The sequence below is a fragment of the Bacillus sp. P14.5 genome (assembly GCF_003316765.1).
Taxonomy (GTDB): Bacteria; Bacillota; Bacilli; order Bacillales; family Bacillaceae_B; genus Rossellomorea.
The window spans coordinates 79,943-93,840 of sequence record NZ_NIJF01000013.1; the positions used below are offsets into that span (position 1 = coordinate 79,943).

A 13,898-nucleotide genomic window follows, 5' to 3' on the forward strand; every position below is an offset into this window, starting at 1 on the left:
TCTATGCAGCTTTCTCATATCATCTTTTGACATAAATGTTCAGGCAGCGGGAGAAGAAGAGCACCTGCAGGAAAGAATGGAATTATTTAAAAAAATGGAGGCGGCAACTCAGATTCCCTGGTACTACCTTGCAGCCGTGGACCAATATGAACGGAGCCTGCGCTTTTCCAGAAAAGATTTACCCAGACCGGAGAACCCTATCTCAATATACTTTCCTGCATCAGAATGGGCCGGGCCGCTCAACCCAAACTCCGAAGACAAAAACCCTGAAACCATTACATTCTTTGAAGGAATCGGTGCTGATGGCAACAGTGATGGAATCGCAGACCCCAACAACGATGAGGATGTACTGGCCGCTTTCTCCCACTTCATACTCAACTATGGAATAGATGAAGATAACTTCAAAATTGCTTTATGGAACTATTATAAAAGGGATAAGACAGTCAGTATGATCATGGGCAAAGCCAAACTTTACAAAACCTATGGACACCTGGACATAGGCAGTAAGGCATTTCCCCTCCCCTCAAGATTTAATTATAGTTATAAAAACACATGGGGAGATGCCCGTGGATGGGGCGGCAGAAGAATCCATGAAGGCACCGATATTTTTGCGGATTACGGTGTCCCTGTCCGATCCACCTGCTACGGAATCATCGAAATGAAAGGCTGGAACCGTTTTGGCGGATGGCGCATCGGAATACGCGATATCAATAATACCTACCACTACTTTGCCCACTTAAGCGGCTTCGCTAAAGATATCGAAGTCGGCCAGACCGTCGAGCCGGGTATGCTTATAGGCGGCGTCGGGAGCTCAGGCTACGGACCGCCAGGAACGTCAGGGAAATTCCCTCCGCATCTTCATTATGGAATGTACAAAGACAATGGATACACGGAGTGGTCCTTTGACCCTTATCCGTACTTAAGAGTATGGGAAAGACAGGATCGCCAGAAGAAGAGCTGACCGGGGTTTTAGTTTGTTGGTAACTTTTGCTGATGGTTCCAACTACTAATTTATTTATCTGTACCTTGAGCTATTTCTTTTGAGCCTGGCTCAGATTTACCTTTTGAGCCTGGCTCAGTTCCACCTTTTTGAGCCTGGCTCAGATTACCCCTTTTGAGCCTGGCTCAATTACACCTTTTTGAGCCTGGCTCAGTTCACCCTTTTTGAACCAGGCTCAGATTCACCTTTTTGAGCCTGGCCCAGATTCACCCTTTTGAGCCTGGCTCAGATTCACCCTTTTGAGCCTGGCTCAGATTCACCCTTTTGAGCCTGGCTCAATTAAACCTTTTTGAGCCTGGCTCAAATCACCTCTTTTGAGCCTGGCTCAGATTTACCCTTTTGAGCCTGGCTCAGATCACCCCTTTTGAGCCTGGCCCAGATTTACCCTTTTGTAGCCTGGCTCAGATCACCTCTTTTGAGCCTGGCCCAGATTTACCCTTTTGAGCCTGGCTCAGATTCACCCTTTTGAGCCTGGCTCAGTTCCACCTTTTTGAGCCTGGCTCAAAGCCATCTCACTCTCTCAACATAAAAAGAGCCCCGGGAACTCCCGGAGCTCTTACCTGATATTATTTTGATTTTTTCATTGCATTAAGGATGCTGCCTGCCAAGCCGCCCCAAATGATTACCATACCGAGAATCATCATAAAAATAGCACTGCCTGTCATATTAGCTAACCTCCTTATAGCTTTCAGCTTCTGTTTTAGCATGCCAGCGTTTGAATGTCAGAGCAAAACCTGCAAGCAGGGCGAATGCTGCAACGAACCAGCCTCCGAATAAGATGAATGAATCTGCATACCCTTCATAGTTACCCGTCTCTGTATCAAACTCTTTAAGCAAATTCATCTTGAACAGTCCGAACATCATATAACCTAATACGATTGGTGTGATGACGCCGAGACAAGCTTTCCACCAGCCGCCAAGGCGGATATCGGATGCAATGTTGGCATGCTCCTGGAAGCTGTTCAGCTTGCGAAGGAACCATGCGATGGCCACAACTTCGACAAGCCCGACGAATGCTACACCAAACTGGTTGATGAAATAATCTGCTGCATCAAGGAAGAACAGTCCGCCTTGTGTAGCAAAAAGAATTGAGATAAGAGCGGCTGCTCCTCCTCCGTATGCAATTGCTTTATTACGGGAGATACCGAATTTCTCGGAAAAACCTGCTACGTATGTTTCTGTAATCGAAATCAATGAAGACAATCCGGCCAGAACTAATGAAGCAAAGAACAAGAAACCAAACAGTCCATTAAGAGCCGGGAATTCATTGATGATTTGCGGGAAGACGATAAACGCCAGCCCTACGCCTCCTTCTACAACTTCTTGGACAGATACTCCTTGAGCATTGGCCATGAAGCCCAGAGCAGCGAATACACCGATACCGGCAAGCAATTCGAAGCCGGAGTTACTGAATCCAGTGATAAATGCATTATTTGTGATGTCAGATTTCTTTGGAAGATAACTGGAATACGTAATCATGATCGCAAATGCAATTGATAAACTGAAGAAAATCTGTCCATATGCCGCCATCCATACACTAGGTTCCATGATTACATCGAAGTTTGGCTGGAAGAAGGCATTCAGCCCATCCAATGCACCCGGCAATGTAACGGCGCGTACAACGATGATCAGGAAAAGGATGACTAAAGCAGGAATGAAGATTTTGTTGGCTACCTCAATTCCTTTCTTAATTCCTTTAAACAGGACTCCAAGTGTTACTACCCATACAAGGATCAATGGCAGGAAAACGCCCATAACCAGGCTTCCCGTCTGTCCTGGATCTACTGTCCTCTGCAAGTAATCCCCAATAAGGAAGTTTGCCGTATCATCACCCCAGCTGAGATTGAACGCGAACACACTATAGGACATCGCCCAGGCAATGATGACCGCGTAATAGGTGGAGATGACAAATGAAACAAAAACAGCCCACCAGCCGATCCATTCTGACTTTCTGTTCATGCGGAAGAATGAAAGCGGTGCTGATCCTCTGTACTTATGACCGAGAGTGAACTCAAGGACTAACAGTGGAATTCCTGCAGTCAGCAAAGCAAATAAATAAGGAATAAAAAATGCCCCTCCGCCGTTCTCATAAGCTACTGCAGGGAAACGCCAGATGTTGCCGAGGCCGATTGCAGAACCGACCGCCGCCAGAATGAATCCGGCCCTCGTACCCCATTGTGCACGATTTTCCATGATAACTCCCCCCTGATTACGTTTTAATGTTTTGTATTTTCAGATTATTTGGATAATCTAAAAACAGTATAGCTAGTAATAGGACGAATGTCAAAGTATTATTTGAATTTTCATTTTTGTTTTTTCTTCCTTAAGCCAGAGCCCTTTCAACAACTACAGCCAAGTCAAAAAGTTATCTCGATATAACTTTTGCTTTCCTCATCAAATATGAACAAAGTTTCACACATATGTTCCTGTGGAAAATCCCAGCTGTTTTTCGAGTTCATGCATTTGCAATATTCACTGGTCTCAGTTGGATATTGACCCAGTTACAGCTCTACGACTTGCTCATATCTTCTATCAACGACTTTTCCCTTTCTATCAACGAGTTCGCCTCTTCTATCAACGACTTTCCACTTTCTATCAACGACTTTCCACTTTCTATCAACGACTTTCCACTTTCTATCAACGAGTTCGCTTCTTCTATCAGCGACTTTTCTCTTCTATCAACAATTTCACCTCTTCTATCAACCACATTTTTCATTCTATTGACTAGTTTTATTTTAAAAAAGAGGATCCGCTCAATAGCGAACCCTCTCTCTTTTAAAAATATAGTATGGTCAGCTGCCGGCGGCTGCATTGGCAGCTTTCTTGCCAAATACAGCGAACAGCACCAACAGGATGATAGTCACTCCAAGGCCTGCAAGTGTGCTTCCTGTCAGTCCCAAAGCAAGGAAACCGACAGAGGCGATGACAGCTCCGGTAATTGCGTACGGAAGCTGGGTGATAACGTGGTCGATATGATTGCTTCCCGCTCCTGTAGAGGAAAGAATCGATGTATCTGAGATTGGTGAACAGTGGTCTCCGAAAACTGCTCCGGCAAGCACTGCAGCCATGGCTGGCAGAAGAATACTTACGTCTGTAGCCGCTGCAATTTCTCCGGCTATCGGCAGCAGGATTCCGAATGAGCCCCAAGATGTACCAGTTGCGAAAGCCATGACTCCCGCCACCAAGAATAGGATGACCGGCAGCATTCCGATGTTCAGATTGGAGCTTTCAACAAGGCCAGCCAAGTACTCTCCCGTTTGCAGTGAACCGATCAATGTGACGATCGTCCACGCAAAGATCAGGATATAAACAGCAGGAAGCATGGATTTAATTCCTTCAATAAAGCCTATTCCCACTGCTTTTCCATTAAGCGCTGGCGATAGAGACATTTGTCTGAAGAAGAAAATCAGAGCAACCACAAGTCCGAATAATCCCCCGTAAAGCAGTGAAGTGGATACGTCAGTATTTTCAAAGATAGCTAAAAGTGATGTTTCCTTCACAGCATTATATCCTGTCCACAGCATAGCCCCGACTGTACCGATTACAAGTGCAACAATCGGCCAGATCAAGTCGCCGACACTTCCTTTGTCACTGACAGGCAGATCGTTTTTCAACTCGCCCGGTACATCTTTTTCTGGATCATAAACTTCACCTGTATTGATTGCGCGCTGTTCATGTTCACGCATTTTACCAAAGTCAATTCCTCTGTAAGAAGTAATGAATACAAGTCCGATGGCAGCCCATACGTAAAAATTCATAGGAGCGATTTGCAGGAAGGCAGAGAAAGCCGTATACCCTGTTATCGCATGATCGGCTAGTATGCCGCCGATGAGAGCGATGATAAATGCTCCCCAGCTTGAAATTGGTGAGACTACACAAATTGGAGCAGATGTAGAATCGATGATATAAGCTAATTTGGCCCTTGAAATTTTATGGCGGTCCGTGATGGGTCTTGAAACCTGTCCGACTGCCAGCGCATTGAAATAATCATCGATGAAGATGACAATCCCCAAGACAGCAGTCAGAATCTGAGCACCTGCTCTGGTTTTAACACGTTTTAGTGCCCATTCCCCAAAAGCCCTGCTTCCTCCTGAGATATTGACAAAAGCCGTAATGACCCCAAGGATGAGCAAGAACAGAATGATATAGACATTCCATGTGTTAAGCTCGCCCCCATCAACGAAGATGCCTTTAAATGCATCCCAAATGATCGAGAATGTTTTAGTGATAGAAAATTCAGCCAGAAGCAGCCCGGCCGAGAGGATCCCGACACCAAGTGAGAGAAGTACTCTCCTAGTCAGGATAACCATTAAGATGGCTAAAAGTGGTGGTAATAAAGAATAAATAGTGTTTTCCATTGTTTCTCCTCCTATAATGACAGGGAGGGAATTGCAGAATGATAGAAGAAAATAAAAAAAGGCAATAATAGAGAATCCTATTATTACCTTTAGTAATATAGTCATTTCTCCATCACGATCTGTAGCTCCCCATTATAATCTTTGTAAGACTTATAATGACAGTGTTACCCTTTTTCAAGGTAACCCCAGCAGCAGGAATTCCGACCAATCCCTTTCTGCTTCGGCACATATCCCCTTTTAACCAAGATCACAGTTGTCATCCTTACTTGGTTTACTGATGAATAAGTGCAGCCTCTACCCCATCGGATTTAGATGATTGAGTAAATATTAAATTCACTTGATTAATATATCAAGTATTACGATTTCTGACAAGAATTTTTTGTTCTTTTCCGTGAATTTCCACTGTTCTCTATACCTCATCTTATACAGCATCACAGCCGTTGGTAAAATACTGTGGTACTCTTTCTCCTTATCCGATCGATTACAGCCAGGAAAATAAGGGCTGGTCTACAGTCACCATCATAAGTGATGAAGGGTCTTTTCGAAGAGTTTATTGCTTTTAAGAATTAATGGATTTCCGCTCCAGGCGTACGACTCCGCGGGGCGGGCGGTGAGCCTCCTCGGCTTCATAAAAAGCGGAAGCGGCCGTTCAGCGACGTACAGATTTTAGGGCTCTCGTATGAGATAAAGGAATCACGAAGAGCGACAGCGATTCGATGATGACTTATCGCAAGGAGAGAGACCGAAATCTGCTAGTCGCTGGCCGCTGAAGCTGGATTTGCCTGCGGGGTCTCACCTGTCCCGCTAGGCCCGCAGGAGGTCGTACGCCCTCCGCTCCAATCCTCCTAACCAAAGAGGAAGAAGGTACAATCAGATTCTATCGCCAAAATAGACTGTTTTATCATTTAGAGTTGTCTAGGATAAATCCCTAGTCCCGGATACAAAGATTTTCTCTCTCTAAACGGGGGAACAGCTGTTTACTTGTTGCTTATAGCAATACTCCCTATGAATAATGGCGTTAACTTAAAAATTCATATTAAATAGCAGCAATCTTTTAGAAAAACTCTCATAACGGCACCACCGCCCCCATCTATCATAAAAAGGTTATTATAAGCATCTTCAAGCCTAAATATGCCTTTTTCATAGATAGGCCTTAATAAAAAATCCCTGCTTACAAGCTAAGCAGGGGAACAACGCAACACTATTTTAAACCTCCATCAACCTGCTTTCAAACTCCGGATCGAATCCCGTGATGGTAGTATCGAGGCTGCTGCCCAAATCGAGAGAATACGGTTTAGTGAGCTCTTCCCCATTTTCTGCGATGATTCGCAGGATCGGTCTATGAGTGAGCCCTTTATTCTGCTTCTCGACAATTCCTCTTCTGCCATCACTCAGGACGACCACCATTCCGTTTGGATAGATGGCTACCGATCTTCTGAATGCCTGAATTACATTTGTATCAAAAAGAGTTCCTGATCCGGCATATAAAATTTCAAGGGCTTCATGCGGCAGCATCGCCTCCCGGTAAACCCGGTTGGAAGTCAGCGCATCAAATACATCCGCCACGGCTATGATTTTGGCAAACGGGTGTATTTCATCTCCCTTTAATCCTCGCGGATATCCAGAACCATCAAGACGTTCATGATGCTGGAAGGCGCAGTGGGCCACGAGCAGTGATACATTATGTAACTGCCTCAGAATATCAAAACCGTATTCCGAGTGTTTTTGGACTTCATTGAATTCTTCATATGTAAGTTTATCTGGCTTCATCAAAATATCTTCCGGTATTTTCATCTTGCCGATATCATGCATGATGGCTCCGAGCCCAAGCATATCCAGCTGTTTCGGAGGCATCCCCAGCTCGATTCCTATAGCCAGGGTGTAAAGAGTGACATTGAATGAATGATGAAATACATAAGAGTCATAGGTAAAGACATCCGTCAGTAAGGTCAGTAAATCTCCGCTGCCTTTGATTTCATTGAGGATCGTATCAATGACTTCCTTGAAGTTGGCAGCACTCTGTTCCAATGCGACAAGGTTGTTGGATACAGAATTCTTTTCCAAGTGGCTGAACGTTGAATCGATCTTGCTGACCGCATCCTGCCTGACCTTCGCCGGTATGGAATCAGCCGCCTCAATGCCTGACGATATCCCGTCCTCTATGTATACATATTGGATATTCAGTTGGATTAATCTTTGGACCATCCGGTTTGTAACGGAGACACCCGACTTGATAAGGGCTTGTCCGTTATCGTTATAAACGGTTGATGCCATGATCATACCTGGTTTTAGAGTTTTGGCTGATATAAATCTCATCGAATTCTCCTATGTATACTGTATCTTTTTCGACAAATTTTACTAATATCTTCATTATAAAGCATTTAAAGGTATTTTCAAGAGAACCATAATTTATTCTTATAATTTGGCTGTTTTCGCAAAGATTGTGTGTGTTTAATAGTAACGGATTTCCGCTGCAGGCGCGCGACTCCGCGGGGCGGGCGTTGAGCCTCCTCGGCTTCGCCTGCGGGGTCTCACCTGTCCCGCTACTCCCGCAGGAGGTCGGACGCCTTCCGCTCCAATCCTTCTAGGTAAAAGGGGAAGGAGGATAAAAATTGAATTTAAAAGCAACAATCTCTTAGAAAAGAGCCTATAATTTTAGAAAGTAAAAAGTTTTCCGCTTTATTCAGGAATAAATGCATCCCACTTATTCTAATACCCTCAATATTTATGGTTAAACATAATTTTTCCAAATATTCTATATTATTCATATACCTTGATTAAAAGCTATCCACCTAGATTAGTTGTATTAACTCATCTGATTGAAAAAGCTGTTTCTCGTTTTCGAAATTTATAAGGAATAGCAACAAACTTTACGAAAAAAACCATTGAAAAAACCTGAACCATCACTGATTCAGGTTTTCAAAATTATATCATTTTCAATAATGCCTCTCTTCCAGACATCCCGGCAGTAATGCCAATCTCTTCTGCCTCATAAGTCACGGATTCCAATGGAGCATCTATCAACTGCTGGATCGTTTTCACCCCAACAGCTCTGCCCGCAATGATTTTTCTGTCTTTCAGCTTTTCATTCAGCAAGCCGACATCAAGTGCACCGCACATTATATAACCTTTGTCGCTTGTGACGACAAGCAGATTTGTTTTTGGAAGCTGCACAGATACAGCCAGAAAAGTGTGACCCTCTATCTCCACGGGGGAAAGATTCATCAATGTCATCCTCTCCTTTCAACTGTTAATATATGAAAGGGGACAAGGAGAGGTTACGAGTTAATTTGAATCCATCTCTTTTAGTTTCCAGGCGAGCAAATCTCGTAAAAACTCCGGCATGAAATACTGTTTTTCACTACGCTGCAGCTCAGGGAAGAAGTGCCCGAAAGTAAACATATCCGTTGTTGCCAGCTTATACTTTTTTTGATGATCGACGGGCTTTCCATCAATAAAAATATGCTGAATGTCGTTTCCAATAGAAATGGAACTATAGGCGAAAACTCCCATGACCTTCCCTCGGAAACCAAGCCCTTTGACTTGGAGGTGGTGAAGTTCTTCATTTCTTGTTGCTTTTATTACCTCTTTCAGTTCCGCCCCTGTGAGGTTAATCACGCAGGGGTTGATCGGATGAGGCAGGATCCGGTGTATATCAAACTTGCTGACTTCACCCTTGGGCAGCCCCTCCAATACCAGACCTGCGTTCAGGAAGGCGCAATCCGCTTCGCACCACTGCAGCATGGCATCAGAAAGCAATTGGGGCAGTTCAGAAGGCTGGAACCACTCAGCACCAAGATCTGATTTCAAGATCGCAACCGTTTCATTCAACAGCTTCTTTCCCTCATCCTGCCAACTCTTTATCTGCTGATCTTCATCTAACGGGACCGGCAGATTATCCTGTTCATAAAGCTGCGCCTTCCGTGAAGTGAATGACTTTTGCCCCGATTCAAACTCTAAAATAATATGGCCAACGTAATGGCCATGTTTTCCCGCAGCCCCAAGAAGTGTTCCGTTGATTTCTTTTCCCTCATGAAAAATATGATGAGTATGCGCTCCCAGAATGATATCAATATCAGGATATTTTTCTGCTATCCACTCATCGTCCCTTATTCCTAAATGGGAAAGAAGCACAATCAAATCTGCCTGAGGAGACAGCTCCTTAAGCCAAAAATCCAGCTGATCCATCGGAGAATATATATTCCAGCCCAACGGTTTATAGAAAGGAGCAAAATGGGCAGTCAAACCAAGAACACCAATCCTGGTTCCTGCTTTGGTTTCATAAATGGTGTAAGGCTTTGCCCAAGCAGGAATCTTCCCTTCTTTTGTATGGAGGTTGGCCAGCAGCACTTCAAACCGGGCATTACTATATAAGTCATTCAGTTCCTCATAGGAGAAAGTAATTCCTTCATTATTTCCAATCGTAACCGCATCATACCCAACCTCATTCAGCATCTCCACATTGCCTTTCCCCAAGGTGCCTTCCGAAAGAGGATGCCACCGGTCGACATGGTCCCCTATATCAAAGAGAAACACCTCATCTCCAGCCTCAAGATGCCACTGTTTTCTCAGTTTCAGAAAATCGCGGATTCTGGGCCAATTTTCAAAATGGCTATGTAAATCATTTGTATGATAAATATGAATGATTTCATTCACTCTTTCACCCACTTCCGTAAAAACGATTGCTGTTTCCCTCTACTACCATACATACCACTGGAGACGCAGGCGCCTTGTATCGTGAACAAATGCTCACTGCTGATTATCCAGTAAATCCTTGGTAAACAAGCCGGATGCCAATAAGGACCAATATAATACGCAGAATATTGACCAGTGCCGCGGACTGCAGCTTTGAATTCAGATAAGCTCCCCCTTTTGCTCCAAACCAGGCACCAGGGATAATAGCGAGCGCATAAAGCCAATTAATATTCCCCAAATAAATGTGTGTGGCTGAACTGACCATGGCTGATAAAAAAACCATGAACATAGAAGTAGCCACCGCGACATGAGGGGGAAACAGGAATATGAGGATCATGGCAGGCACCATCAGCGAACCGCCGCCGATTCCGAACAAGCCGGATGTAAATCCGACAAAAAAGGCTATTGCCACCCCAAGTAAAGGCGGAAATCCATAGAAAAATTCCCTCCCAGAAGCATCGGTGAAACTGCGCTGGTAGCTGCTCTTTTTAAAAGTTTCAATAGGCTTAATCTTACTGCGGATCATTAAAATAAAGGAGACCAATATCATAAAAAAACCAAAATATAGATTGAATGATTCCATACTAAAAGACTTATTTACCACCGCCCCAATAACGGAACCAGGACCGGCCCCAATGAAAAATAACAGGCCGCTCTTATAATCCACCGTCTTATGCTTAATATAGGCCAAAGTTGAAGAAAGGCCTGTAAAAATCATGATAATAAGTGAAGTCCCAACAGCCACTTGGGGACCCAGATCATCAAGCAAGTCTGTATATCCTCCAAAGTAGACCAGGGCAGGGACTATAATCACTCCTCCTCCTAATCCGACCAATGAGCCGAGTGCTCCAGCAAAAAGGCCGATCAGCACTAAAAGTATCCACTCCATGTTGTCATCTCCAAATCTCTTACTTCATTAGTTTGCCAGGCACCGAAAAATCTCCAGGCAGGTTTAAAACAAATCAAGCTGCCTGGGAGCAAGGTCCGTATATTGTATATCGAGCATGTCCAGGAACTGCTTGGCGTTGTCCGCTGCATCTCCGCCCGAATTATTATTAAAAACGATAAAAATATCTTTCGTTTGTTTCTTCAGCGTTTCAAGCTTTTTCTTCCAATCTGACAATTCTTCTTCATTATACCGATAAAGATAGCGGACCTCGCGCCAATTATCTCCATTCGGCTTCTGCCAACCATGGACATTTCTTCCATGAAACCTGACCAGCGTCATATCCTCCCTGGCAGCTTGAAGCACAGTCGGCACCGATCCCTCCCCTGATTGGGGTTCGTCACATATGCTGTGTATCCAGCCTTCCTCTCTCATAAATGAAAGAGTTCTTTCCCTAAATTGCGGGTAGAACCATGATTGATGCCTGAACTCCAAGGCCAGCGGCAGATCTCCCAGCTTGTCCTTGCAATATCTTAAGTATTCCACATTCTCCTTTTTACAATCGAACCATGGCGGAAATTGAAGGAGCACCATTCCTAATTTGTCTGCTTCCAAGTATGGCTTGAGAGAAGTTATAAATGCTTCAAACATTTCTTCTTTGCTGCTGAACGGAATATCTCCTCTATTATGTCCGGTCATCCCTTGATAGGCTTTTACAATGAACTGAAAAGAAGCAGGCGTCTCATTCACCCACTTTTCTGCATTTCTTAATGGCTGTACAGCATAAAAAGTAGAATCCACTTCAACAATCGGGAAATGCGCTGAGTACTCCTTCAGCTTATCCCTTTGTGAGGTATTGGTATACAGCGAATCATGATCACCCCAGCCGGTTAATCCGATATATATCAAAACAGCACCCCGTTTCGCAGTATGCTTTATTCAGGCTCTTTTCTTAAACTTTGCTATTGAATATGAGATCCGCAAAAAATATCGCTACAGTTTATGGAAAATACCCCAGGCAGCAAGAAAGAAAAAAGTTACTCTTTCTGTTCAGAGAGAAAACCTTTAGGACTCTCCCGGAACCAACATTGATAAAAACAGCTTTTATTTAACATACCACTGTTGCCGCTTATTGGGCAAACAGTTGACATTGCAGGGCTGACTGGAGGAGTAGTCGTCGGAAGCGAATTGTATTCATCTGCGGTTTTGCTGGGTTATCAGCGGAGTATCACTGTTTATCCGCAAGAACGGTATGGAAGAGGTCCTGAAACTACTTATTCAGCCGCTCACCATGCGCTGGTCTATCGGCGTCTTTGCTGTGTTTATCAGCGGTTCAGGCAAATTTATCAGCGAAAATTACTTTTTATCGGCGCGGTCTTTACGTTTATCGGCGGAAATCGCAATTTTATCGGCAAAACGATATTTTACCCTCTCCAGGTACACCCGCCTGGAGCGGACATCCTTGCTTTTAAAACAGTCAAAACCTCTTAGAAAACAGTCTAAAAAAAATCCCGTATGCACAATGCATACGGGATATCAGTATTAACCGATTGAACCTTCCATCTCGAACTTAATCAGACGGTTCATTTCGACTGCGTATTCCATTGGAAGTTCTTTTGTAAATGGCTCGATGAAGCCCATGACGATCATTTCTGTCGCTTCCTCTTCAGAAATGCCTCGGCTCATCAAGTAGAACAATTGCTCTTCAGATACTTTTGAAACTTTTGCTTCATGCTCCAATGAAATATTGTCGTTCAGGATTTCATTGTAAGGAATTGTATCGGAAGTTGATTGATTATCCATGATCAGTGTATCACACTCGATGTTTGAGCGTGCACCATCAGCTTTTCGCCCAAAGTGTACGATTCCACGGTATGTTACTTTACCGCCTTGTTTGGAAATCGATTTGGAAACGATTGTTGAAGAAGTATTAGGTGCAAGGTGAGTCATTTTCGCCCCTGCATCCTGATGCTGGCCTTTACCTGCCAATGCGATAGACAGTGTCATACCTCTTGCGCCTTCTCCTTTAAGGATGACCGCTGGGTATTTCATCGTCAGCTTACTTCCGATATTTCCATCCACCCACTCCATTGTAGCGTTTGCTTCACATACAGCACGCTTTGTAACTAGGTTGTATACGTTGTTAGCCCAGTTTTGGATCGTTGTATAACGGCAGTAGGCATCTTTTTTGATGATGATTTCAACAACCGCAGAGTGAAGGGAGTTTGTTGTATAAACAGGTGCTGTACACCCTTCAACATAATGTACGCTTGCTCCTTCATCAACAATGATAAGTGTACGCTCAAATTGTCCCATATTTTCAGAGTTGATGCGGAAATACGCTTGAAGAGGTGTTTCCACTTTGATTCCCTTCGGTACGTAGATGAAAGATCCGCCTGACCATACGGCTGAGTTCAGAGCAGAAAACTTGTTATCCGTTGGCGGGATAACTTTAGCCCAATGCTCACGGAAAATATCTTCGTTTTCTTTTAACGCAGAATCTGTATCCTTAAAAACAATACCTTGTGCTTCAAGATCTTCCTGCATGTTATGGTAAACAACCTCAGACTCATATTGTGCTGAGACACCTGCAAGGTATTTTTGCTCAGCTTCAGGAATTCCAAGCTTGTCAAATGTTTGTTTAATCTCTTCCGGAACCTCATCCCAAGAACGTTCTGATCTCTCAGAAGGCTTTACATAGTATGTGATTTCATCAAAGTTTAAACCAGCCATGTCCCCGCCCCATTGCGGCATAGGCATGTTATAGAAATGCTCCAAAGACTTCAAACGAAAATCAAGCATCCATTGAGGCTCATCCTTCATACGTGAAATCTCTTCTACGATTTCACGGGTAAGGCCGCGTTTCGAACGGAAAATTGATACGTCTTTATCAGAGAAACCGTACTTATAATCTCCGATCTCAGGCATTTTTTTCGCCATGTTGATTCCTCCATTCTAG

At 43.9% G+C, this 13,898-nt stretch carries 12 protein-coding genes and 1 riboswitch; of the genes, 2 read left to right on the forward strand and 10 right to left on the reverse strand.

What is annotated here, in order from left to right; translation table 11 throughout:
* Window positions 1-16: 16 nt before the first annotated feature.
* Window positions 17-961: a M23 family metallopeptidase gene (locus B9Z54_RS01455; protein ID WP_240189758.1), complete on the forward strand. Its 945-nt coding sequence runs from the start codon at window positions 17-19 to the stop codon at window positions 959-961.
* Between the two features lie 605 nt (window positions 962-1,566).
* Here the strand turns inward: B9Z54_RS01455 and B9Z54_RS01460 are convergent.
* From B9Z54_RS01460 to B9Z54_RS01500, 9 genes are all read right to left on the reverse strand, one after another.
* Complete coding sequence (locus B9Z54_RS01460) at window positions 1,567-1,665, reverse strand: methionine/alanine import family NSS transporter small subunit (RefSeq protein ID WP_113926762.1); 99 nt, start codon at window positions 1,663-1,665, stop codon at window positions 1,567-1,569.
* A 1-nt stretch (window position 1,666) separates the two neighbouring features.
* Window positions 1,667-3,193, reverse strand: coding sequence for a sodium-dependent transporter (locus B9Z54_RS01465; RefSeq protein WP_113926763.1), 1,527 nt, complete (start codon window positions 3,191-3,193; stop codon window positions 1,667-1,669).
* Window positions 3,194-3,509: 316 nt separating this feature from the next.
* Window positions 3,510-3,716 carry a hypothetical protein gene (locus B9Z54_RS01470; protein WP_162785044.1) on the reverse strand — a complete coding sequence of 69 codons (207 nt, stop codon included), beginning with the start codon at window positions 3,714-3,716 and terminating at the stop codon, window positions 3,510-3,512.
* 76 nt (window positions 3,717-3,792) lie between these two features.
* Complete coding sequence (locus B9Z54_RS01475) at window positions 3,793-5,358, reverse strand: Na+/H+ antiporter NhaC family protein (protein ID WP_113926765.1); 1,566 nt, start codon at window positions 5,356-5,358, stop codon at window positions 3,793-3,795.
* 114 nt (window positions 5,359-5,472) lie between these two features.
* A riboswitch (Lysine riboswitch) is annotated at window positions 5,473-5,663 on the reverse strand.
* A 901-nt stretch (window positions 5,664-6,564) separates the two neighbouring features.
* Window positions 6,565-7,674 carry an HD-GYP domain-containing protein gene (locus B9Z54_RS01480; protein WP_113926766.1) on the reverse strand — a complete coding sequence of 370 codons (1,110 nt, stop codon included), beginning with the start codon at window positions 7,672-7,674 and terminating at the stop codon, window positions 6,565-6,567.
* Window positions 7,675-8,283: 609 nt separating this feature from the next.
* On the reverse strand, window positions 8,284-8,586 hold the full coding sequence (locus tag B9Z54_RS01485) for a YunC family protein (RefSeq protein WP_113926767.1): 303 nt from the start codon (window positions 8,584-8,586) through the stop codon (window positions 8,284-8,286).
* A 57-nt stretch (window positions 8,587-8,643) separates the two neighbouring features.
* Window positions 8,644-10,014, reverse strand: a complete 1,371-nt coding sequence (locus B9Z54_RS01490; RefSeq protein ID WP_113926768.1) for a bifunctional metallophosphatase/5'-nucleotidase — start codon at window positions 10,012-10,014, stop codon at window positions 8,644-8,646.
* Window positions 10,015-10,117: 103 nt separating this feature from the next.
* The gene (locus tag B9Z54_RS01495; RefSeq protein ID WP_113926769.1) at window positions 10,118-10,942 is read right to left on the reverse strand and encodes a sulfite exporter TauE/SafE family protein; all 825 of its coding nucleotides are present in this window, start codon (window positions 10,940-10,942) and stop codon (window positions 10,118-10,120) included.
* 63 nt (window positions 10,943-11,005) lie between these two features.
* Window positions 11,006-11,848 carry a DUF72 domain-containing protein gene (locus B9Z54_RS01500; RefSeq protein ID WP_113926770.1) on the reverse strand — a complete coding sequence of 281 codons (843 nt, stop codon included), beginning with the start codon at window positions 11,846-11,848 and terminating at the stop codon, window positions 11,006-11,008.
* Between the two features lie 213 nt (window positions 11,849-12,061).
* On the opposite strand from B9Z54_RS01500, the gene B9Z54_RS01505 reads away from it, so the two are divergent.
* Window positions 12,062-12,430 carry a hypothetical protein gene (locus B9Z54_RS01505; protein WP_113926771.1) on the forward strand — a complete coding sequence of 123 codons (369 nt, stop codon included), beginning with the start codon at window positions 12,062-12,064 and terminating at the stop codon, window positions 12,428-12,430.
* 51 nt (window positions 12,431-12,481) lie between these two features.
* Here the strand turns inward: B9Z54_RS01505 and sufB are convergent, their stop codons facing one another.
* A complete protein-coding gene (sufB, locus tag B9Z54_RS01510; RefSeq protein ID WP_113926772.1) occupies window positions 12,482-13,879 on the reverse strand; it encodes a Fe-S cluster assembly protein SufB in 1,398 nt (465 codons plus the stop codon).
* Window positions 13,880-13,898 lie beyond the last annotated feature (19 nt).

Excerpts from the sequence above, each read along its gene's own strand:
- sufB (WP_113926772.1), bottom strand. The coding sequence starts at position 13,879 with ATGGCGAAAAAAATGCCTGAGATCGGAGATTATAAGTACGGTTTCTCT.
- B9Z54_RS01460 (WP_113926762.1), bottom strand. The coding sequence starts at position 1,665 with ATGACAGGCAGTGCTATTTTTATGATGATTCTCGGTATGGTAATCATT.
- B9Z54_RS01470 (WP_162785044.1), bottom strand. The coding sequence starts at position 3,716 with ATGAAAAATGTGGTTGATAGAAGAGGTGAAATTGTTGATAGAAGAGAA.
- B9Z54_RS01465 (WP_113926763.1), bottom strand. The coding sequence starts at position 3,193 with ATGGAAAATCGTGCACAATGGGGTACGAGGGCCGGATTCATTCTGGCG.
- B9Z54_RS01475 (WP_113926765.1), bottom strand. The coding sequence starts at position 5,358 with ATGGAAAACACTATTTATTCTTTATTACCACCACTTTTAGCCATCTTA.
- B9Z54_RS01495 (WP_113926769.1), bottom strand. The coding sequence starts at position 10,942 with ATGGAGTGGATACTTTTAGTGCTGATCGGCCTTTTTGCTGGAGCACTC.
- B9Z54_RS01480 (WP_113926766.1), bottom strand. The coding sequence starts at position 7,674 with ATGAGATTTATATCAGCCAAAACTCTAAAACCAGGTATGATCATGGCA.